This is a genomic window from Paenibacillus sabuli (assembly GCF_014705605.1).
Classification (GTDB): Bacteria; Bacillota; Bacilli; order Paenibacillales; family Paenibacillaceae; genus Paenibacillus_D; species Paenibacillus_D sabuli.
On record NZ_JACXIZ010000016.1, the window covers coordinates 19,589 to 41,376 of the forward strand.

A 21,788-nucleotide genomic window follows, 5' to 3' on the forward strand; every position below is an offset into this window, starting at 1 on the left:
CGTCGCATTCATATTCGACAACTGGTTCTGGACTGGAATTGGGAGGTCCGGAGACTCGGTGCTGTTCAACCAGGCGGTACGACATGCGGCACTTCATCATACGGCACAATCGCTTTACAAATAATCGGGCTCGCGGCGTACTCATTCATGGCTTCGACGGCCTCGTGGAGCACAATGTGTTCGACAGCATACAAGGAGCGGCGATTCAGATTGAAACAGGCTCCGAAGCCCGCTGGTCCGAGGGGCATGGCGCCGGCAATCTCGTCATTCGCAATAATCAGTTCCGCAATTGCGATCTGAACGCCTGGCAGATGGCCGTCTTGTATATGGGCGTTTATTTGCCCGGCGGCCGCACCGCATATCCGATCTTCGAGCAAATCCTGATCGAACGGAACACCTTCGTCAATTGCCCGCGCATGGCGATGTTCCTCTCCTCCTGCCGCGATGTCAGGGTGATCGGCAATACGATTATCAATGCCAATCAAATTCCGATGGATGCGCATACGTATGGCTCCAGCCAGCAAGAGAAGCCGATCTATGACGAGACGTATTGCGGCACGATCTATCTGATGCAGGCAAGCGATGTCGAGCTCGCGGACAACATCTGCTTCTCCACCACAGATCAACGGAATTCCGGTATCGAATGGGATACGGCTACGACCCGGAATATAACGGCTCGGAATAATGTCGGATTATAGCATCATACCGAAGGAAGGCTGATAACGATGGAACTCCCCGTTCCGGGAACACCGAATATTGTGTTTATATGTACAGAAAGGGGGTGAGCAGTGCGACCCGGGAACGGTCTGGCAAGACAATTCAATAGATAAACGGAGGCTGAGGTCAACATGCGAGTCCAACAAAGAAAGGCAATGATTTCGATTATGCTGGCAATGCTGCTCGCTATCGGCGCGCTCCTGCCCGCACCTCGGGTAATGGCAGCCGAGACAGGCACCTTGACGTTGTCACAGCATGCGCTAGGAAATATTTTCTTTGAAAATGAAACCGTTATCATTTTGGCGGAAAGCGATGCGGAGACGGTGAACTGGGTTGTCCGCGACTTCTGGGGCAACACGGCTGCAAGCGGCAGCACCCCGGTCAACGCCGCGGGGACGACCCTCATTGAACCGGCCCCCGCCGGAGCGATCGGCTATTACGAGATGGATCTGACGGCCGTCGTCGGAGCCGACGTTGTCGCTTCGGCGAAAACGACGTTCGGCGTGATCCGCCATACGGAGACGGATGCCGATGATACGAGATTCGGCGTCATGACGCATTTTGCCCAGAATTGGGATGTGGACGTTATGCCGCTGATCAACAAGGCGGGGATTCGTCATGTACGGGACGAGCATTATTGGGGAAGCGTGGAGCAGACCAAGGGCGTCTATAATTTTGAGGATGTTACCGGAGGGTATATGCAGACCGCGAAGATGAACGATCTTCAAGTATTGCCGATCATGTCCTTTGCCAACAAGCTGTACGACACCGATCCGAACGGCAATCAACAGGCGTGGACCATCCGCAGATGGGTCAGCAATCTGGAAGGCCAGGTGAACATTACCGGGTACTGGAAGCTGTCTCAAACACAAGGCACAGGTACGGATGGAACAGGCTTCCGCATCTTCGTGGACGGACAGGAAATTTTTGACGATTATAAATCTGCTCAGTCTTCAACGACGATTTCACTGAACCAGATCAATGTTGTGGAAGGGACTGTAATCGATTTTGTAGTGACGCCTGGCAATCAGGATGCCGTTAACAGTTGGTTTGACGGAACCAGATTCGCCATTGACATCTGGAAGGTCGGCGGCGGGGTCAGCTTCCACTCCGAAAGCCAGTTCTCCGGTGTGCAGGGCGGCGATCAGTGGCACTACGGGTATGCGTCGATGCCAAGCGTCAGATGGGATGATTACGAGCATTCCACAGATTTCCGGGAGATGACCTATAATTCAACGACCCAGGCCTGGAAGAGCTCGGCGTTCCAGTGGGCGGGGCAGAAGGCCGGCACGATGTCGCCGGACATCAAGGCTACCTCCGGGGTGTCTCCCTATACGGAAGACGGTCGGGAAGGCTATGCCAATTACGGGAAAGCGATGCTGGACTACTATACGGCGATGGAAGCCGGCATTCCCGCCATCGAGGTATGGAACGAATATAACGGCAGCTTCTCCAACGGACCAGCCACTGCCGACAAACCCTTCTATTATACCGAAATGTTGAAGAAGACGTATGAGGTGCTGAAGAGCGCTTACCCCGATGTTCCGGTTATCGGCACAGCCTCGGTCATGATTCCGACCGGTTATTTGGAAGCGCTCTTCGAGCTCGGAGCTCTGGACTATATGGACGGCGTTGTTATCCATCCGTATGTGCAGAATTGGAATGTAAGATGGCCCGAGCTGGTCTGGACGGAGATCAACGATCTGAATGAGCAGATCAAACGGTTCAACAACGGCGAGACCAAGCCGATCTGGGTGACGGAGTTCGGCTTCAGCAGTCAGGATCGCAAATATACGGCGAATTTCAATGCGCGCCAGATGGCGTTGATGAGCAGCTTCGACAATGTGGAGCGCAGCTACACGTATCTGCTTCGAGATGACGCCTCTTTCCCTTACATGGGCTTGCTGAAGTCAGATCAAGCGCCGGAAGGCAAGTATACGCCGAATCCAGCTTATGTCGCAACGGCGAATATGGTGCATCAATTGAACGGCGCAACAGCGCTCGGACGGGAATTCGTCGACAGCCTGAGCAATTTATATATTATGAAATTTACGGATTCCGACGAAGACGAGCTGAGGATCGCCTGGTCGGCAGATGATGAAGGCGAGATCGGCGAGTTCTACACCAATGAACCGCTCACAATCGTCGATATGATGGGCGTGGAGACTGTCGCGCAGCCGGTGAACGGCAAGGTCAGCATCCCTCTCGGCGAATCGATCGTCTTCGTGAAGGGAAACGTCCAGTCCATTCAAGGAACGGCAGGGCAGCCGGTGGCGGACTCCTTCCTGTCCTTCACGGGCGAGCAAGGCGAGAACGGATGGCAATACGGATACTACGATGAAGATGTGTTCCAGCCTATGCATTACACGCCGGAATTCACATGGAACTGGCAGTGGCAAGGCGGAGCCGACGAGACGTTGAAGGTGACGCAGCCGGGCGGCTACCCAAGCCGCGTGACAGCCGATACGCCGGCGGTCAGGAGATGGACCAGCTCTGTCGAAGGTGAAGTGAACGTTCAGGGTCTGATCGGTCCGTCCGAACTGAATTACTCCATTCGGGTGGACGGTACAACTGTCTTCGATCAGACTCTGCAGGCGGTTCAATACGATAGCTACGATGCAACCTTTACCGTAGAAGAGGGTTCGTTCGTCGATTTCGTCATCCAACATCCAAATGGGCAGATCAATCTGAAGAGCGACAAGACGGTATTTACCGCCCGCATCTATGACACAACCGAGTCGGCGTCGCCCGGAGAGGCGGCCCCTGCATTGACCTTGACCGGAAGCGACGAAGCCATGGCGGGCGAAGGCCTTCAATTGGACGTTGGCCTCGAGGGGGTTCAGAGCCCATTCAAGCTGCTGTCCGTCGTCATTCAAGTCGATCCGACCAAGCTGGTCTTTGCCCTCGCCGGAGAGGAGGGCTCCGAGTCGCTGGACGAAGCGGCAATTCAACTGCTGCATCCGGACCTATCCTTGCTGGGCAGCTCGGTGAAGCCGGATACCGGGGAAATCTTGCTGATCCTGGCCGTCGCGGGCCAGGATGCGACCGAGGAGGACGGTGCGCTGTTCCAACTGATCGGTCAGGTAAAGGAAGAGGCCTCCCTCGGGGAAACCGCCATATTCCTGACTGATGCGGAGGCGTCCATCAACGGCGAGGAGGTGCCTATAGGCGTACCTCAGACGCCGTACGAGCTGGCGGTTGTCGATTCCATTGTGCCGGGCGATCGCACATCGCTCGATGCTGTTATTGCAGAGGCATTGGCACTGCATGGACGGACAATGGAAGGCGTCAAGCTCGGCCAATACGCCGAAGGATCCAGAAGCGGGCTGCAAACCGCCATCGTATCGGCGCAAGCGTCGGGCAACAGTCAATCCGCCATTGATCAAGCCAAGATGGAGCTGGAGACGGCGCTGCAGCAATTCCGTCTGCAACTGGTAACGATGAAGCCAGGGGCGACACGCATCACCATTCACGACCTTTCACTCATAGCGAATTACTATAACGCCGCTCCTGGCGAAGCTGGCTGGAGCGAGGTGGAGAAAGCCGATGTGCTGAACCTCAACATCATTGATATCCGCAATTTGGCTGCAGTTGCCCAAATGATTCTGAATGAATGGAGAGCCGACTAGGGCGTATATGAAGATGGGAGGCGTTTGGTCTGATGGCAGTGACCGCCTCCCTGCTCCATGGAGAAGGAGAAGCGTATGCATCATTTCAGCTGGTTAAAGCTGGTTATTTTGTTCATTATACTGCTGGCTGCCGTTCCCATAACATCCGGGGCCGCTCCGCCCGTTTCATTCCGAATGACGGCTGAAGACAAAGGGTGTGAGATCGAGGTTGCTGTCCTTGCGGAAGACGTGACCGATCTGTATGCGTTCGATCTGCTTCTGGCGGTCGATTCCGACACGTTGCGGTTGAAGAAGGCGACAAGCGGCATGCAGGGTTTTACCGTTGCTCCGTTGTTGGAAGGAGACATCTTACGATTCGCCCATACAAAGATCGGAGACAGCTCCGGCTCGAACGGAACCGTGACTCTCGCTGTGTTGCTGTTCGAGCGAATAGGCGAGGAGGCGCCCGCTATCCGGCTTGTTCAGGCCCAGTTGGTCAATTCGCAGCTAGAAATGGACAGCTTTACGCCTGATACGAAGATTAGCCTCAAGCCTTTGGCTCAATGGGACGATATTGTCGGACACTGGGCCGAGGCCTTCATTCGGTTGCTCCGCAGGCTGCCTTGACGCGCGCCGAAGCGGTTGCGGTTATGATGTGAAGAAAATAGCGCATCATGGTCCATGCTGTGATTCTTTTCAGTGGATTTATGGACAGGGACATACCCAAAGGATATTTCTTCTGTCCATTCAGACGCTCCGTAATGGGGCGTCTTTTTTATAAATAGGAGACGGACCGGTTAGACCGCAATTCGAAACATGGCTCGGCATGGACGGAAAGACGCAACTTGAGAAGGCCGGCTCAGGATTCACGATCGGCCTGGCCGGCGCCGCACCCCGCAAGCGTTTCCAAATTAAGTTAAATTAAAGATTGAAAACAAGCAGGATCCTGCTATAATTAAGTATTATGGACCATGCGCGAATTCCCATAAATTCTCCATTTCCCGGAAATCGCACCAGCGGAAGCCTGCCGCTAACGGCTCAGGAAATAGGTCGAAAGGCGGTCGGACTCGACTTTTACGTAAGGGCCATACAGTAGAGGAGTGAACCGAGCATGAGCGCTAGAGGAACCAACTCGGAAAAAAAGCTGCCCTTCTATGGAGCGAAGGAGGGGAGCGATGTCGGGGTCTTGTTGAATTCAAAGGTCGCGGTCGAAAAAAAGAACTACGTCTCGACGGGCATGATCACGTATGTGGCCGGGGATGTCATTGAAGTGGAAATGCCGCAGTCCCATGCCTTTGAGCTCGGGGAGAAGGTCAAGCTGATTGTCTACACGTCAATCGGGCTTTTTGTGTTCGAATCGTCGGTCGTGGCCAAGGATACGGGCGCGCTCATCATTATCAATCCGCCGGAAAACAAACGGCGCTTCAACGAGAAGCGCCAGCATCCTCGGATCGCCGTGCAGCATCCCGGCAAGCTCAACGCGATCTTGCACGGCATTCACCCCCGCGCTGCAATGTCCGAGCCGGTGGAGGTCACCACCGTTAATATCAGCCTCGGCGGGGTCGGAGTCTCCATTGCCACCACGGTGGACATCCAGACCGACAGCCGGCTCGAACTGGAGCTCGATCTGGGCTTCCCGTTCGTCTGCACGACCGAGGTGGTGCGCATGGAGACGACGAAGGGCGGCATTTTTTACGGGACGCGGTATCTGGAGCTGAGCGCCGAGAAGGCGAGCGCGCTGCGCGCATTCATTCTGCGCAACCAGGTCGAGGATTATTATAAAGAAAAAAAGCAACGCTTGCTCGAGCAAGCCAGCTGCGAGGCCGAGGCGGCTCGACCGGCGTCCAGAGATTCGCTCCAGGGCGAGCTGACCGGCGGTATGGCGTGAGCAAGTCCGGGTCTGGCGAGTCGGGTCAGACCTGCTTGCCCCGCAAGCGCCGGAAGAAATTCGTTAGCAGAGCCGCGCATTCCTCCTGTAGAACGCCGGATATGACGGCGGCTTCGTGGTTGAATCGCGGCTCTTGCAATAGATTCATCAGCGTGCCGGCACAGCCGGCTTTGGGATCGGGGGCGCCGTACACGACTGTCCCGATTCGAGATTGCACGATCGCGCCTGCACACATCGGGCACGGCTCGAGGGTGACATACAAGGTGCAGTCGAGCAGCCGCCAGGCTCCGTTCGCAGCGCTGGCCTCGCGTATGGCGATGAGCTCCGCATGCGCTGTCGCATCGTGCACCGACTCCCGCAGGTTATGTCCCTTGGCGATGACTTTGCCATGCCGGACGATGACCGCCCCGATCGGCACCTCCCGGATCGTCTCGGCCTTGTGCGCCTCGGCGATGGCCTCGCGCATCCAGCGCTCATGAGTGGATATCGGCAGCATGTCCAAGCAGCTCCTTCTAGGCATATTGTAAGAGGATATGTCGAACAACGTCGAATAATCACGAGTTGTTCAGGGAACGAGCGTTCGTTGTTAACAGCATGTTTATAAGTCTGTGGATAATCTTGATAATATCCACATTTTTGTGCACAATCTATCCCGAACACTTGTGAATATGTAGAAAAACCTGTGTATAATTTTTGGCGAATCTGCACAAGGTTGGGACCATGGGGCGCTTTCAAGGGCGGTGAAATATGGTATGATCCAAGTAGAGCAATTCCTACGGCGGCAGTAACGCTGCATGAGACATCCCTTGCCGCGCCGTCCGCGATCTGCCGGCCGCATAGAAGCGATTGCGGTGCCCGCGCGCTGCGATTGCTTACGTGCGATGCGAGTGCGGATGCGAATCAGGCGCCCTGAGGTGAGTTTGGCTATGAATGAAATACTCGAATCTTTTTTTAATCATACTACAGATGCTATCCATGTGGTAGATCTGGAGCGTCGTGTAACGAAGGTCAATCCGGCATTCGAAAAGCTGTTTGGCTGGAGTGCGGCTGAGGCGCGGGGGCAGGTGTTGCCGCTCGTGCCCGATGACCGTCTGGGCGAGGAACAGGAGGACATGCGCCAGCTCATGGAGGGACGCCCGCTCGGGGCGCGCGAGACGATGCGTCGCACGCGCCAGGGACGGCTCGTCCCCGTCAGCGTGACGACGTCCCTGATCAAGGATCGCAGCGGCCAAAGCTGCGGATTGGCGAGCATCACCCGTGATATGACGAGCCGCAACCAAATGGAGGAGCTGCTCCGGCAATCGGAGAAGCTCTCGACGGTGGGCCAGCTGGCGGCCGGCGTTGCTCATGAGATCCGAAATCCGCTGACAACGCTGCGGGGCTTCTTGCAGTTGCAGCAGCAGACGAATCGATTGAACCTGCAGCACAACGATCTGATGCTCTCCGAGCTGGATCGCATCAACCTGATTGTCAGTGAGTTCCTGATTCTGGCGAAGCCGCAGGCGAGCAAATTCGAGCAAAAGGATATTCGCTTCATTCTTGGCGATGTCATTTCTTTGCTTGATAGCGAAGCGCATCTATGCAATATTATTTTTGAGACGCGCTTCACCGAAGAGCGCTGCGTACTGGCATGCGAGGAGAATCAGCTCAAGCAGGTCTTTATCAACGTGCTGAAAAATGCCATTGAGGCGATGCCGCGCGGGGGGCTGATCCAGATCGAGATAGGGCGGCAAGGACCCCAGATGCTCATGGTCACGATAGCGGACGAAGGCACGGGGATGCCGGAGTCCATGATGGCGCAGCTGGGCAGTCCGTTCTTTACCGGGAAGGAAGCCGGCACCGGGCTTGGTATCATGGTGAGTCAGCGTATCATCCATATGCACCGCGGCACGCTCGATATCCGCAGCGAGGAGGGTGTGGGCACGACCGTCACGATCATGCTGCCGGCCCGCGATGCGGCGACGGGCGACGCTTGAGCACGCACTTGCGTCGAAGCGCGCTCCGGCAGGGGCACATCATGACAGCGAGGAGAACGCAGCATATGCGAATCAACAAGTATATCAGTGAGACTGGGCACTGCTCCCGCCGCGAGGCGGACAAGCTGGTGGCCGAAGGACGGGTTACCATCAACGGAGCGCCGGCTGAGCTGGGCAGCCAGGCCGAGCCGGGCGATGAGGTGCGTGTGGACGGGACGCTAATCGGCGATCGCAGTCCGCTCGTCTATATCGCCCTGCACAAGCCGGTGGGCATCACCAGTACGACCGAGCGCCATGTGCGCGGCAATATCGTCGATTTTGTCGGGCATCGGGAACGGATCTTTCCGATTGGCCGGCTAGACAAGGATTCCGAAGGCTTGATCCTGATGACCAGTGACGGCGATATTGTCAATCGCATCCTGCGCGCCGAAGGCCAACATGAGAAGGAATATATCGTCACGGTGGACCAGCCGGTGACGGAGCAATTCGTGGACACGATGCGCACCGGGGTCAAGGTGCTGGGCTCGATGACGCTGCCTTGCCAGGTCGAGCGGGTCGGCGCCCAGACGGTGCGCATGATTTTGACGGAGGGACGCAACCGCCAGATTCGGCGCATGTGCGCGGCGCTGGGCTACCGGGTGCGGCGCCTGCAGCGAGTGCGCATCATGAACATTCAGCTTGGCGAGCTTCCGGTAGGCCAGTGGCGGGACCTGGGGCGGGGCGAGCTGGAGCAGCTGTTTCGCACGTTGGACTATCGGCCTGCCGTCTCTCCCCGATGACGTGCCGCGCCACAAGGCGAAACGGCTGGCGCCGTCCTCTGGCGGCGACACAAGTTACGTTCCGAGAAAGATAGACAAGTATGGGCCAAATCATATACTTTCTATTCTTTTGAAAAAGCCCGCCGAATCGGCGGGCTTTCTGTTAAAATAAGCAAGTAAATGATTTCGCCTGTTGCAAAGAGATGACGAGGCGACAATAGAGCCGGCCATCTCGCAACGCAAGCTTGATTTCACTTCAGGCTCTGCCGCTTGGGTTTGTATGCGAGCCCGTTCGTCTACACTACAGGTAGCGGCGCCGCTATGGCTAGGTGCCGCCAGTGATGCCGATGGATTCCGCGTTTTCCGGATCGACGTAGTTGCGGATGATCGACACTTCGACACGACGGTTTTTGGCGCGTCCGGCCTCGGTATCGTTCGTGTCGACCGGGTGGTATTCGCCATAGGCGGTCGCACGCAGCCGCTGCCGGTCGAGCTCCGGATTCTCCATGAGGATATTCATGAATTCGAGCGCGCGCTTGGAGCTCAGCTCCCAGTTGGACTCGAACGCCGGTGTCGAGATCGGCTGATTGTCGGTATGACCGGAGACGATGATCTGATAATTGGGATACTGCTGCAGCATGTTGGATATGGCGACGGCCAGCTCGCGAGCATCGGGCTTGACGATGGCGCTGCCGGATGCGAACAGCGCGTTGTCGCGGATCGTAATCATCAGCTGCGATTGATTCAGCTTGGTATCCAGTTGCGTCGTCAGGCCGTTCTGCCGAATATACTCGTCCAGTTGGCCCTTCAGCTCCTCGAGATCTTCTTGCTCGAGCTGCATCAGCGCCTCCCGCTCCATCTCCTGCGCGTCGGTCTGTCCGCCGGAGCCCGTGCGCCGTTCGCGCGTCGCATTCTCGAACTGCTGGCCGGTCGTGATGACGGCGCTGTTCTGGAGCACCCCGGAGCCGGTATTGAAGGCGACGCTGAACGCCTTGCTCATATCCTCGAATTTTTTGGCATCGACGGAGCTGGTGGCGTACAATACAATGAACAGAGCCAGCAACAGCGTCAGCAGGTCCGCATACGGGATGAGCCAGGTCTCGTCCGCATGCTCCTCATGGTCGTCGCGCTTATGCTTTTTGCTCAATGAGCTCGCCCTCCTCCTGCTCCGCCATTTTCGCACGCTGCGTAGGAGTCAGGAAGACGGCTAGCTTTTGGCTGATCGCGATCGTGGAGACGCCGGACTGAATCGAGAGCAGGCCCTCGACCATCATGATGCGAATCTCGATCTCGCGGCGCGACATGCGCTTGAGCTTGTTGGCGATCGGATGCCACAGCACGTAGCCGGTAAAAATCCCGAGCAGCGTGGCGACGAAGGCTGCGGCAATGGCAGCCGCGAGCTTGTTCATGTCGCTCATATCCGAGAGCGCGGCGATCAGGCCGATGACGGCGCCGAGTACGCCGAGCGTCGGCGCGTACATGCCGGCCTGGGAGAAGATCAGGGCACCGGCCTTGTGCCGCTCCTCGGTGGCGGCGATATCCTCGAGCAGCACGTCGCGTACGAAGTCCTGATCGTTGCCGTCGATGATCATCCTCATGCCGCCGCGCAGGAACGGGTCCTTGATCTCGTCCACCTGCGTCTCCAGGGCGAGCAGGCCCTCGCGGCGGGTAATCGTCGCCCAGTCCATGAACAGACGGATCAGCTCGTCGCGGGCGATGAGCTTCGGCGTCGTGAAGATGAGCTTGATCAGCTTCGGGAACTTGGCCAGCTCTGCCATCGGAAAGCCGATAAACAGCGAGGCCGCTGTACCGACAAGGATGATGATGAATGCAGCCGGATTAATCAGATTGGTGAGCGGCGCGTGCTTGAGAAACATGCCGAGCACAACCGCTACGATACCGAGTAAAATGCCAATGATCGTTGATTTTTCCATACGACACCCCGTCCAAAAGAATAGTCATATCTTATATATCGACAAAACATTGCAAGAAATTAGAGCAATTGCGCGACTTTTGTGCGCAACCTGTGTCAAAAGCTTGTCACCGCCCGCAAAAGCGGGTAATCCTAATCAGGAAGGCGGAGGAACGATGGGTGTGCGGCACGGCAGGGAATACCGCGAGATCCTGGATGAATTGTGCGAAGCGGTGGGCGCGATTCCGAACAGTTACTTGTTTTTTGAGATGGCAGAGGAGGACTGGCACGCGCTCGAAGAGCCGGAGCGCAAGGAGGTCATGGAGGCGCTGGCCGACGATGTCTTCTACGGACTCGGCGAGCAGCCCAGCATTCGGGTCGGAGAGGGTCAGGTGACCTATCATCCGAAGTTCCACATTATCGAAGTGGCGGTAGATGACAAGGAGAGCCGGATCGTCAGGCTGACCTGACGAAAGACAGGCGAAAGGCGCGGTCTCAGAACCGCGCAGGAACGTGAATCTTTGGAGCAGAGGAGCGGTGGCAATGACCGATATATTGAGCCAAGCCGAGCTCGAGCATGCGCTTCAGACCCTGGAGGGCTGGTCGAGCGGACCGGAGCAGACGATCGAGAAGACGTATACACTCGGGAGCTTCCCCGAGGCGATCGCCCGGGTAGCCCAAGCAGCCGAGGCGGCCGAGGAAATGCAGCATCACCCGCGCATTGTGATCGATTATAAACGGGTAACGCTGTCCTTGACGACGCACGACGCAGGCGGCGTTACCCAGAAGGATGTGGATGGGGCGCGCCGACTGGAGGCGATTTTTACCTGACCGGCATGCCCTAGCATCGAATTGCTGCTTTACATTCCTCCCCGGCTCCCTTAAAATACGTAACATATTGAATGTCAATTTTTATGACATCGGCAGCCGGATGAGGGAGATCGACATGTACAACGAAGAGAGCAACCAGCCATTGCCGTCAAAGCCCGACAAGTCGACGCTGGCGCCATGCTTCCAACCGGTCCTGGCGCTGGATACGAGACGCATTGTCGGCTATGAAGTGCTTGGCCGTCAGCGTGTTGACGGCGGTTACCGCACACTCGGTCCTTTTTTTACGGATCCCCGCATCGATGCGGGCGACCAACTGGAGATTGACCGCATCATCCGCGAGCAGGCTCTCGCGCAGGCGGCGCGTGCAGGAGGAGACGGCGAACGCCCCCAGCTGTTCCTCAACCTCAAGCCTTCCTGGATGTACGAGCAATACCAAGAAACGGGCGAACTGCTCACGCTCCAACTGATTCACAAGTACGGGATCGAGCCGTCGCGCATCGTCATCGAGGTGACGGAGGAGGCCTTCCTGGGCTCGATGCAGGTGCTGCGCGAGATCATCGACGTCTACCGGGCGCACGGCTGCCAGATCGCCATTGACGATGTCGGCAAGGGCTTCAGCAACGCCGACCGCATCGCCCAGATCGCACCGAGCCTGCTCAAGGTGGACATCCACATGATGAAGCAGAGCGCCAGCGACTACGGCTACTTCGGCGCGCTGCGCTCGTTCTCGACGTTGGCCGAGCAGATTGGCGCATCCCTGCTGATCGAGGGCATCGAGACGCGCGAGGATCTGCGGCGGGCGATCGAGATCGGCGCCCGGTATGCACAGGGCTACTTGTTCGCCCCGGCGGAGCCGCAGTTCCGCGCCGCGGGCGAGTTTGCCGGACTGATCGAGGAAGAGCTGGAGGCGCACCGGATGAGCCTGCTGGCCGTCGAGCGGCGGTGGCGCCGGGCGGCAGGTCGGCTCAAGCGGCAGGTCGGCGCGGTGCATGCCGAAGCGGTGGCGTCGCCTGCGGCGGATGCGGACCGGCTCGGCGCGGATGCGGCCGAGCTGGCCGATCGGCTGATCGAGCAGCTCCTGCCGCTGCTTGACGATAGCTGCATACGCGTCTACCTGTGCCGCGAGGACGGCCAGCAGCTCTCGTCCAATTATGTGCGCGAAGGCCGCGGCGGCGCATGGCGCAGACAGAGCGGGTACCGCGGCTCCAATTGGAGCTGGCGCCCGTATTTTGTGTCGAATCTGCTCGCGCTCGAAGGCCGGGCGGATGCGATGGTATCGCGCACGTACACCGATCTGGAGACGAGGACCCGGATTCGCACGATGTCGGTGCACACGGCGGCGAGCGGGGTGCTGTTCGTCGACCGGATCGATCACGATGCGCTGCAGCCGCACGCGTACTGAGCGTGCGGCTGCAGCGCGTTGCGACAGCGACGCTGCAACTGAGCGCCGCTCATGACCATTAGAATTACAGCCGGGTGCTCTGGCGGGCGCTCTGACGAGCGACCTCATGGGCTGCTCGCGGGAAACAAGACGCGTCGTCTCGCCTTGCCCATCGGTCAGTCTACGCCTCGAGCGGAGGCTGGCCGGGCCCGTGCTCCGGCAGGTAAACCATGCAGTGGAACTGCGCCCGGCCGTGCGTGGAGTCGCGCTCGTACGTATCCGTGATGCAAAAGCCCGCCCGCTCGTAGGCGCGAATCGCCCGGGTATTCCACGTCAGCACCTCCAGATCGATCTGCTCGCCCGGCGCGCGGCGCCTCGCCTCATCGGCGATCAGGCGCACGAAGCGCGCGCCGAGCCCTCGACTGCACAGCTCGGGGTGCAGGCCGAGCCCGAGCCGGAGCACGCCGACCAGCGGGAAGAACTGGGCGAATCCGAGCAGGCCGCCCCAGGGATCGACGATCGCGGCGAACTGACGCCGCCGAACGCGCCGGTCTCCGAAATCGGAGCCGCTGCGCACCATGTCGGCCCAGGCAGGCCAATTGAAACGCTCGTAGGGCGACGGATAGCGCCAGTCACAGATTTGGCGGGCGTGGAACACCGACAGCGGGACGAGCATCATCTCGCCGATCGGCAGACGCGGCGGCGGCGCGGCATCTGCCGATCGGCGCTCATGCGCAGGGCCGGGGGGCGGGAGCGGACGGGGCATGGGCGGACCTCCTCGGATACGAAAAATTAGCGCGCGGGCGGCTCAGCGGCTACGGCGGCCGGGATGGCGACCTCGGGATCGACGTCGGCCTCGTAATCGATGCCGGGCATCTCAAAGCCAAACAGCCGGAAAAATTCGCGGCGGTAGCCCTCCAGATCGGCGAGCGCCCCGAGATTGTCGCCGGTCAGGGCGTCCCAGCGCCGTGTCACCTCGGCCTGGACGTCCTCGCGCAGCTCCAGATCGTCGAGGCGGATGCGGCCCTCCCGGTCGACTGGAGTGCCGCCGTCCGCGTACAGCCGCTCCGCCAGCAAGCGGTACGACTGCTCGATACAGCCCTCGTGCAGCCCCTTTTCCTTCATGACCTTGTACAAGACGGACACATACAGCGGCACGACCGGAATGGCGGAGCTGGATTGCGTGACGAGCGCCTTGGTCACCGCGACATAGGCGCGGCCGCCGTCCGAGGACAGACGCTCGTCCAGCCGCTGCGCGGTGCGCTCCAGATCGTCCTTGGCAGCGCCGATCGTGCCGGCCCGGTAGATTGCCTGTGTGATCGCCGAGCCGATATACGAGTAGGCCACCGTGCCGGCGTCCGGGCTGAGCACCTCGGCCTCGCGGAGCGCGTCGATCCAGGCGGCCCAGTCGTCGCCGCCCATGACCGCTACAGTATCCGCGACCTCGGCCTCGGTACCGGGCTCGATCGTGACCGTGCTGATCTCGCCGGTGTGGAAGTTCACGGTCTTGTTCGTATAGGGAGCGCCGAGCGGCTTGAGCACCGATTGGCGCGCTTCGCCGGTCTGCGGATCGATACGGCGCGCGGTGGCGACGCTGTAGACGACGAGATCGACCTGGCCGACCAGCGCTCGGATCTTGGCGATCGCGGCTGCTTTGGTGGCGGCATCGAAGGCGTCGCCGGTGACGCTCGCCGAGATGAGGCCGGCCTCGGCGGCCGCCTGCTCAAAGGCGGCGGAGTTGTACCAGCCGGCAGAGGCGGTGCGCCGGGCACTGCCCTGACTCGGACGATAGACGCCGATTGTGGCGGCGCCGGCGCCAAAGGCGGCGGCGATGCGCGCCGACAGGCCGTAGCCGGTAGAGGCTCCGATGATGAGCGCGCTGCGCGGGCCTTTCACTGCCGGGCGGGCGCGTACGTATTCGATCTGCTGCCGCACCTGCGCCGCGCAGCCCAGCGGGTGGGCGGTCGTGCAGATGAAGCCGCGTGTTCTCGGTTGGATAATCATATGAGCATTCTTCCTCTCTTGCATTCGATTCTTCTCTATTGTATCGCATATTCGTCCTCGCGTACGGATTATCCTGCCGGCTATCCGCTTATTTTGCCTGCCGCCAAGGAATCCCGGTCCGCATCATCGAATTGTATAGACACGAGACAGGCCCGATCGGCCTGTCCACGCACGGGAGGGACGGCGTCATGCGCGAGCTGCTCGCACAATTGCATTGCCGCATCATCAATGTCTTTCATCGGAACCGGGACTTCTGGCAAAGACAGCCCTACATTATCAGTAATCCGACCCGGCTGCTCAGTTTCGTATACGTCTACGGCGGCGAAGGCGAGCTGGAGCTGGACGGGGCGCGCACCGCGCTCGAAGCCGGCTGTGTCTTCCAGATCCCCTACGGCCGCCACCTCGTGCTGCGCAGCGAACCGCAGCGGCCGCTCTGTTACTATACCGTACAATATGACTATACACGCGTCGTATGGGAGGGCGAAGCGGCCGCATGCGAGCGCCCGGCAGCGCGCATCCTGCCGCTGCCGCTCGTCATGCCGATGCCCGATCAGGCTGGGATGCGCGTCGGCATGGAGCGGCTCTACCGGCTGTGGACGAGCAAGTCCCCCGGCTTCGCCGGTCGGGCCCAGCTGGCCTTCGTGACGCTGCTGCATCACGTCTTCGATCAGACGAGCGCGCAGCGCGAGGCGGATCCGGCCGAGCAGGCGATTCATGCCAGCGCCGCCTATATTGAGCAGCATTACGCGGACCCGCTGGAGCGGGAGGCGCTGGCGCGCCGGGCCTCGCTGTCGAGCAGCTACTACTCGGTGCTCTTCAAGCGTCACGTCGGCTGTACGCCGGTGCAGTACATTACGCGGATTCGTATGGACAGTGCGATGCAGCTGCTCAAGGAGAGCAATCTGCCGGTGTCGGAGGTCGCCCGCCAGGTCGGATACGAGGATGCGCTGTACTTCACGCGCGTGTTCTCGCGGGCGATCGGCATGACGCCGCGCGCCTTTCGGCGCGGTTAACCAATTGTCCAGCTTCCTTCATCTTTTTTGCATTTACTTTGGGGCCGGTAATTCGCGATACTATTGTCTGTAAGGGCTTACATTTAGAATTGGAAATAAAGCCCGAATCCCCAATTACAGGAGGGAATTGAGATGAACGTATCGCACAAGATTGGAGGCCGGGCGGCGGCGTGGCTGGCGGCACCGCTGCTGGCCGCGCTGCTCGCGGCGGTCATGCTGCCGGGCGAGCGGGCGGCGGCGGACCCGTCGTGGCCTTTTCAGCTGTTCGCGTACGACTTCGAGCAGGATGCGACGGGCGGACCGCCGCATGTCGACAGCGCGGACGATGCCGCATGGACGAGCAGTGCGCGCAGCGCGCAGTCGCCGCTGACGGTCATCGCCGAGGACGGCGGCCAGGTGCTGGAATATGCACGCGTGAGCGAGGCGACCGGCTACGGCGGTCCGCGCGTGGAGAAGCGCGTGTCGCTGGAGGAGGAGGGTCAGCTCCGCGTCGAGATGCGGGTGCGGACGCTGGGCCACCGCTTCTATCTGGAGCTGCGCAGCAATGACAATAACGCGCCGGCAGCGACGCAACTGGTCTCGCTGAACGGCCCCGGCCTGATCGCCAATCCGCCGGCCGGCCTGACGCTCGACGGCAGCGAGTATGTCGACGCCGCAGCGGTGGTCGATCTGTCCACCGGGACGTATACGAGCTACCTGGACGGCGTCGAGGTGGCCAGCGGTGCGATCAATGCCGCGCTCGATGTGACGCAGCCGGTGATGCTGCGGTTCGCAGCGCTGCTCTCCCCCGGGGAGAAGGTGAATCTTGACGACGTCTCGATTCGCACCGACGGCGCCGGTCTGCCGGCGGATTCGGTCATTGCGGACCTGTCGCCCGAGCATCCGCGCCTGATGGCGACGGCAGCCGATTTTGCCGCAATCCGGACGATGGTGCAGACGGATCCGACCGCCGGAGCCTGGTACGATCAGATCGAGTCGCGGGCCGAGGCGCTGCTCGCGCAGCCGGTGTCGGAGTATGAATTTCCCGACGGGCGGACCCTGCTGATCATCACGCGCCAGGTGCTGGACCGCGCGTATTATCTGGCGACGGCGTATCAGGTGAGCGAAGATGACCGTTACGCCGAGCGGCTGTGGGACGAGCTGGAGGCAGCGGCGGCCTTTCCGGACTGGAATCCGGTGAGCTTCCTGAGCACCGCCGAGATGACGCATGCCTTCGCGATCGGGTACGACTGGCTGTACGACTACTGGACGCCGGCGCGGCGGGCGACGCTGGAGACGGCGATCGTCGAGCTGGGGCTGACGCCGGGCCAGGAGGGCTATGACACCGGTGCCTGGTGGGCGACGACGACGAACAATTGGAACATCGTCACCAACGGCGGGCTCGGGCTCGGCGCCCTGGCGGTGGCCGACAAGGCCCCGGCCCTGGCGGACGATATCATCTCCCGCGGTCTGGACAACCTGCCGATCGCGATCGACGAATATGCGCCGGACGGGGCATACCCCGAGAGTGTCGGGTACTGGGCCTTCGCGACGCGCTATCTGGTGCCGTATATCGATGCGCTGGAGACAGCGCTCGGCGACAGCTACGGTCTGGCGGACCTGCCCGGGCTGAGCACGACCGGGGATTACCCGATCTATCTGGCCGGGCCGAGCGGACGCATGTTCCATTATTATGATGCGAGCGGCACGACGCAGCGGCCGCCGGAGATGCTGTGGCTGGGCGAGCGCTACGACGAGCCGGTCTACAGCTGGTGGGCGCTGCAGGGCGCCAATGTGACGCCGCGGCAGCTGCTCTGGTACGAGCCGGGCTACGCGGAGGCGCTGACGGCGGCAGATTGGCCGCTGGACAAGTACTTCCGGGCCTCGGAGGTCGTCACCTCGCGTAGTGCCTGGGACGACCAGCAGGCGGTGTTCACGGGCTTCAAGGCCGGCGACAATCAGTCGAATCACGGCGACCTCGACCTGGGCACCTTCGTCTTCGACGCGCTCGGCCAGCGCTGGGCCGAGGAGCTCGGCTCCGAGGACTACGGCGTGCCCGGCTACTGGAGCGACGGGGCTGACGGGACGCGCTGGGACTACTACCGCAAGCGCGCCGAGGGGCAGAATACGCTCGTCGTCAATCCCGGCTCCGGTCCCGATCAGGACCCGCTGGCGACCGGCGAGATCACGCGCACGGCTAGCGGGCCGGCGGAGAGCTACTCGATCGCGGACTTGACTGAGGCGTATGCGCCGCACGGCGTGACACGCTGGGAGCGCGGCGTCGCGCTGCTGGACCACCGCCGCCAGGCCCTGATCCAGGACGAGCTGGAGGCGAATGCGCCGGTGGACGCCTGGTGGTTCATGCATACGCATGCCGATATCGAGATTGCGCCGGACGGCCGCTCGGCGGTGCTCACCTACGACGGCGAGCAGCTGCTGGCGCGCATCCTCTCGCCGGCGACCGGCGCCGCCTTCGCCTCGATGGACGCGGCGCCGCTGTGGACCTCGCCCGATCCGGCGGAGCAATCGTCCAACGCCGCCATGCACAAGCTGGCGATCCAGCTCGAGGAGGTCGACGACTTGCAGCTGTCGGTGCTGCTGACGCCGCTCTACGAGGGGGAACCGACCCTGGCCGCACCGGCCGTGGAGCCGCTGACAGACTGGTCGATCGACGCACCGGCGATGCCGGAGCTGGATGGACTAAGCGTGGACGGGACGCCGCTGACGGACTTCGCGTCCGCCAAGTACACGTACACCCGGGTGCTGGCCAGCGGCGCGTCCGTGCCGGTCGTCGCTGCGACTACGGCCGATCCTGGCGACGCGGTCACCGTCCAGCAGGCGGCCGCGCTGCCCGGCAGCGCGAGCGTCACAGTCTCGCGAGCCGGCCTGCCGGATGCGGTGTATCAGATTCACTTCCGTACGCCGTCCGGCGGGCCCGTCACCGCGAGCATCGACGGCACGTATCCGCCGGCGTTCACGATTGACGGCAACCTGGGCACGTTCTTCTCGGCGGAGGGAGACGGCCAATGGGTGCAATACGATCTGGGCAGCGCGATGTCGGTAGACGGCGTGCGACTGGCTTGGTATCAGGGGGACGTGCGCGCCTTCACCTTCGACGTGCTCGGCTCGCTGGACGGCTCGAGCTGGACGCCGCTGTACAGCGGCACGAGCGCCGGCGATACGCTCGAGCTGGAGGAGCACGCGTTCGCGGCGGCCTCGGCGCGCTACGTCCGGATTGTCGGCTACGGCAATACGGTCAACAATTGGATGAGCATCACCGAAGCGCGCATCCTGCATGACGGCGGCGTGTGGCCGGTCATCGAGCCGCAGACGCTGGAGCTCGAGGCGGTGACGGTGTCCGGGGCGGAGACGGTGCCCCTCGGGCAGAGCGCCCAGCTGACGGTGAGCGGCACGCTGACTGACGGCAGTCCCGCCGACCTGAGCGAGGCGCAGATCGCGTATGCGAGCAGCGATCCAGCGGTCGCGACCGTGAGCGCTGCAGGCGAGGTCTCGGGTATCGCCGAGGGCACGGCGCGCATCTCGGCGATTGTCGTCAGCGCGTCGGGGCGTCTCGTGCACGAGACGATCGTGGCGACGGTGAGCGATCCGTCGCGGGTCGTCCTGCGTCCGACCGACGATGCGAACGTGCGGGGCGGTACCTATGGCGACGACAACTATGGCAATTCGCCGAGTCTGACGGTCAAGTCCGACAGCAATCTCAACTACTACCGCGAGGCCTATGTCGCCTTTGAGGCCCCGATGCTGGAGGGCGAGCTGGAGCAGGCGGTGCTGCATGTGTACGGCTCGCTCAATACGGCGGGCGAGACGCTGACCGTGCCCCATGCGCTCGACGTCATGGCGCTCGATCCCGCCGAGCTGTGGGACGAAGGCACGGTGACCTGGAACACGCGGCCGACGGTCGGCGCGCTCGCCGGGTCGGTCGGCGTGGATGCGACGGAGCAGTGGCGGACGATCGATATCACGGCGCTGGTGGAGGCGCAGCTGACCGGCGGCAGCCGGATCGCCCTGGCGCTGCAGCATGACGCGCCGGCAGGCAATCGCTATCCGTTCGGCCTGCGCTCGTCGGAGCATGCCGAGCACGGACTGTATCTGGAGCTGCATCTCGCTCAGCCGGAGGAGGCGCCCGCAGCGGCGCTGAATCCGGCCGAGCCTGACGGACAAGGCGGCTGGTATGCCGCCGCTCCCGAGCTGACGCTGAGCCAGGCCGCTGCAGCGGCCTACCGACTGACGGCCACGCAAGCCGTCTACGGCACGCTGCCGTCGACGGGGGGCTACGTGCCGTACAACGGACCATTGGTGCTGGCGGACGGCGTGTACGACTTCGCTTACCGGGCTGCGGCCGCAGGGGATGAGACGGCGCAGACACTGCAGGTGCAGGTGGATACGACCGCACCGGCGCTGACGCTCGAGGCCGTCGACGCGCAGATGGCAGACGGAGCGATCGTCTACACGATCGACCAGAGCGTCCGCATTGCATGTCAGGCGTCCGATGCGTTGTCCGGCTTGGCGCCGGACAGCTGCACCGGGCTGGCACTGGAGGCGGAGGCTTATACGCTGGAGGCGGGCCTGCAGACGGTACGCGCCGAGGCGCGCGATGCCGCAGGCCATACGGCAGAGGCTGAGCTTAGCTTCGCCGTGTATCCGACCTTCGAGAGCCTGGGTGTCCTCACGGCGCGCTTCGCGGCAGAGACGGAGGCAAGTGGCGGCGCGGCGTGGGCCGAGCAGGCGTCCGAGCTGCTGGAGGCGGGCCGAGCGGCCGCAGCCGCAGGCGACGGCGCGCAGGCGCGGGCGGAGCTGCAGGCATATCTGACAGTGGTAGAGGCCGCGAGCGGCCGGGAGCTCGGCGAGGCGCAGGCGACCGCGCTCGGCGCTTGGGGCGGATGGCTGCTGGAGGCGACGCCGCTCGCCGCCGGCGCGCCCGGGACGCCGGTGCTGTGGGACGATAATGGTCATGATACCGGCTTGTCCGACGGCGATTATCGCATCACGATGAACCTGTGGTGGGGCGACAACGGCACGTTGTACCGGCTATACGAGAACGGCGAGCTGATCGACGAGCGGACATTGACCGACGAGACGCCGGGCGCGCAGACGGTGGAGTCGGCGGTGAGCGGGCGGACCAACGGCACGTATACGTATACGTGCGAGCTGATCAACAGTTATGGCGCGACGTCTTGCGCCCCGCATATCGTGACGGTCGCAGATGCCGCGCCAGGCATGCCGACGCTCGCCAGCGATAATTGGGACGGCGACGGGAGCTACACGATGACGATGAACCTGTGGTGGGGCACCAATGCTACAGAGTATCGGCTGTACGAAAACGGCGAGCTGATCGACACGCAGCCGCTGCAGGCCGCTACGCCGGGCGCCCAGACAGCGGCTACCGCCGTGAGCGGACGCGCGGCCGGCGAATACGAATATGTGGCCGAGCTGGCGGGACCCGGCGGTGCGACGCAGAGCGATGCGCTGACCGTGACGGTGCTGGGCGAATAAAAGCGAAGCTGCTTTTTTGCGCGACTTGTCCATGTTCTCGAGAGCCTTTGTCGTTAGCCGCGACAAAGGCTCTTTTCCATTTCACTTTGGCCCTGGCAAGCCATATCGAGTTATTTGCAAAGCGACATGGCTGCAGTATGCTCGCGGATTGGTTGCTCTTGCAACGGCGCGCCTGATCTCGTACAATCATAGTTGAGAATTGTTCTC

At 61.4% G+C, this 21,788-nt stretch carries 16 protein-coding genes; 11 read left to right on the top strand and 5 right to left on the bottom strand.

Going from position 1 to position 21,788, the window contains the following annotated elements; genetic code table 11:
* Positions 1 to 83: 83 nt before the first annotated feature.
* The 4 genes from IDH44_RS09775 to IDH44_RS09790 all read left to right on the top strand — a co-directional run bounded on the left by IDH44_RS09775 (position 84) and on the right by IDH44_RS09790 (position 6,213).
* Positions 84 to 698: a right-handed parallel beta-helix repeat-containing protein gene (locus IDH44_RS09775; RefSeq protein WP_190917124.1), complete on the top strand. Its 615-nt coding sequence runs from the start codon at positions 84 to 86 to the stop codon at positions 696 to 698.
* A gap of 150 nt (positions 699 to 848) precedes the next feature.
* The gene (locus IDH44_RS09780; RefSeq protein ID WP_190917125.1) at positions 849 to 4,346 is read left to right on the top strand and encodes a glycosyl hydrolase; all 3,498 of its coding nucleotides are present in this window, start codon (positions 849 to 851) and stop codon (positions 4,344 to 4,346) included.
* A 75-nt stretch (positions 4,347 to 4,421) separates the two neighbouring features.
* Positions 4,422 to 4,952, top strand: coding sequence for a cohesin domain-containing protein (locus IDH44_RS09785; protein ID WP_190917126.1), 531 nt, complete (start codon positions 4,422 to 4,424; stop codon positions 4,950 to 4,952).
* A 484-nt stretch (positions 4,953 to 5,436) separates the two neighbouring features.
* A complete protein-coding gene (locus IDH44_RS09790) occupies positions 5,437 to 6,213 on the top strand; it encodes a flagellar brake protein (RefSeq protein ID WP_190917127.1) in 777 nt (258 codons plus the stop codon).
* Between the two features lie 25 nt (positions 6,214 to 6,238).
* On the opposite strand, the gene tadA is transcribed toward IDH44_RS09790, so the two are convergent.
* Positions 6,239 to 6,709 (bottom strand): tRNA adenosine(34) deaminase TadA, encoded by a 471-nt coding sequence (tadA, locus tag IDH44_RS09795; protein WP_190917128.1) that lies wholly within the window; start codon positions 6,707 to 6,709, stop codon positions 6,239 to 6,241.
* A gap of 430 nt (positions 6,710 to 7,139) precedes the next feature.
* Between tadA and IDH44_RS09800 the strand changes: the two genes are divergently transcribed.
* A complete protein-coding gene (locus IDH44_RS09800; RefSeq protein ID WP_223869533.1) occupies positions 7,140 to 8,189 on the top strand; it encodes an ATP-binding protein in 1,050 nt (349 codons plus the stop codon).
* A 65-nt stretch (positions 8,190 to 8,254) separates the two neighbouring features.
* Positions 8,255 to 8,968 (top strand): pseudouridine synthase, encoded by a 714-nt coding sequence (locus tag IDH44_RS09805; RefSeq protein ID WP_190917130.1) that lies wholly within the window; start codon positions 8,255 to 8,257, stop codon positions 8,966 to 8,968.
* Between the two features lie 304 nt (positions 8,969 to 9,272).
* Here the strand turns inward: IDH44_RS09805 and IDH44_RS09810 are convergent, their stop codons facing one another.
* Positions 9,273 to 10,094 carry a flagellar motor protein MotB gene (locus tag IDH44_RS09810; RefSeq protein ID WP_190917131.1) on the bottom strand — a complete coding sequence of 274 codons (822 nt, stop codon included), beginning with the start codon at positions 10,092 to 10,094 and terminating at the stop codon, positions 9,273 to 9,275.
* The gene (gene motA, locus IDH44_RS09815; protein ID WP_190917133.1) at positions 10,078 to 10,881 is read right to left on the bottom strand and encodes a flagellar motor stator protein MotA; all 804 of its coding nucleotides are present in this window, start codon (positions 10,879 to 10,881) and stop codon (positions 10,078 to 10,080) included. The genes IDH44_RS09810 and motA overlap by 17 nt, the downstream gene beginning before the upstream one ends.
* Before the next feature lie 154 nt (positions 10,882 to 11,035).
* Between motA and IDH44_RS09820 the strand changes: the two genes are divergently transcribed.
* From IDH44_RS09820 to IDH44_RS09830, 3 genes are all read left to right on the top strand, one after another.
* The gene (locus IDH44_RS09820; RefSeq protein ID WP_190917134.1) at positions 11,036 to 11,329 is read left to right on the top strand and encodes a hypothetical protein; all 294 of its coding nucleotides are present in this window, start codon (positions 11,036 to 11,038) and stop codon (positions 11,327 to 11,329) included.
* Positions 11,330 to 11,402: 73 nt separating this feature from the next.
* On the top strand, positions 11,403 to 11,690 hold the full coding sequence (locus tag IDH44_RS09825; RefSeq protein ID WP_190917135.1) for a 4a-hydroxytetrahydrobiopterin dehydratase: 288 nt from the start codon (positions 11,403 to 11,405) through the stop codon (positions 11,688 to 11,690).
* A 115-nt stretch (positions 11,691 to 11,805) separates the two neighbouring features.
* Positions 11,806 to 13,092 carry an EAL domain-containing protein gene (locus tag IDH44_RS09830; RefSeq protein ID WP_190917137.1) on the top strand — a complete coding sequence of 429 codons (1,287 nt, stop codon included), beginning with the start codon at positions 11,806 to 11,808 and terminating at the stop codon, positions 13,090 to 13,092.
* Positions 13,093 to 13,252: 160 nt separating this feature from the next.
* Here IDH44_RS09830 and IDH44_RS09835 read toward each other — a convergent pair whose 3' ends face one another.
* Both IDH44_RS09835 and fabV read right to left on the bottom strand, forming a co-directional pair.
* Positions 13,253 to 13,837, bottom strand: coding sequence for a GNAT family N-acetyltransferase (locus tag IDH44_RS09835; protein WP_223869534.1), 585 nt, complete (start codon positions 13,835 to 13,837; stop codon positions 13,253 to 13,255).
* Between the two features lie 26 nt (positions 13,838 to 13,863).
* The gene (gene fabV / locus IDH44_RS09840) at positions 13,864 to 15,075 is read right to left on the bottom strand and encodes an enoyl-ACP reductase FabV (RefSeq protein WP_190917138.1); all 1,212 of its coding nucleotides are present in this window, start codon (positions 15,073 to 15,075) and stop codon (positions 13,864 to 13,866) included.
* A 188-nt stretch (positions 15,076 to 15,263) separates the two neighbouring features.
* On the opposite strand from fabV, the gene IDH44_RS09845 reads away from it, so the two are divergent.
* Together IDH44_RS09845 and IDH44_RS09850 are read left to right on the top strand one after the other, a co-directional pair.
* On the top strand, positions 15,264 to 16,088 hold the full coding sequence (locus IDH44_RS09845; RefSeq protein ID WP_190917140.1) for an AraC family transcriptional regulator: 825 nt from the start codon (positions 15,264 to 15,266) through the stop codon (positions 16,086 to 16,088).
* Positions 16,089 to 16,220: 132 nt separating this feature from the next.
* A complete protein-coding gene (locus IDH44_RS09850; RefSeq protein WP_190917141.1) occupies positions 16,221 to 21,581 on the top strand; it encodes a CBM96 family carbohydrate-binding protein in 5,361 nt (1,786 codons plus the stop codon).
* The last annotated feature ends 207 nt before the right edge of the window (positions 21,582 to 21,788 follow it).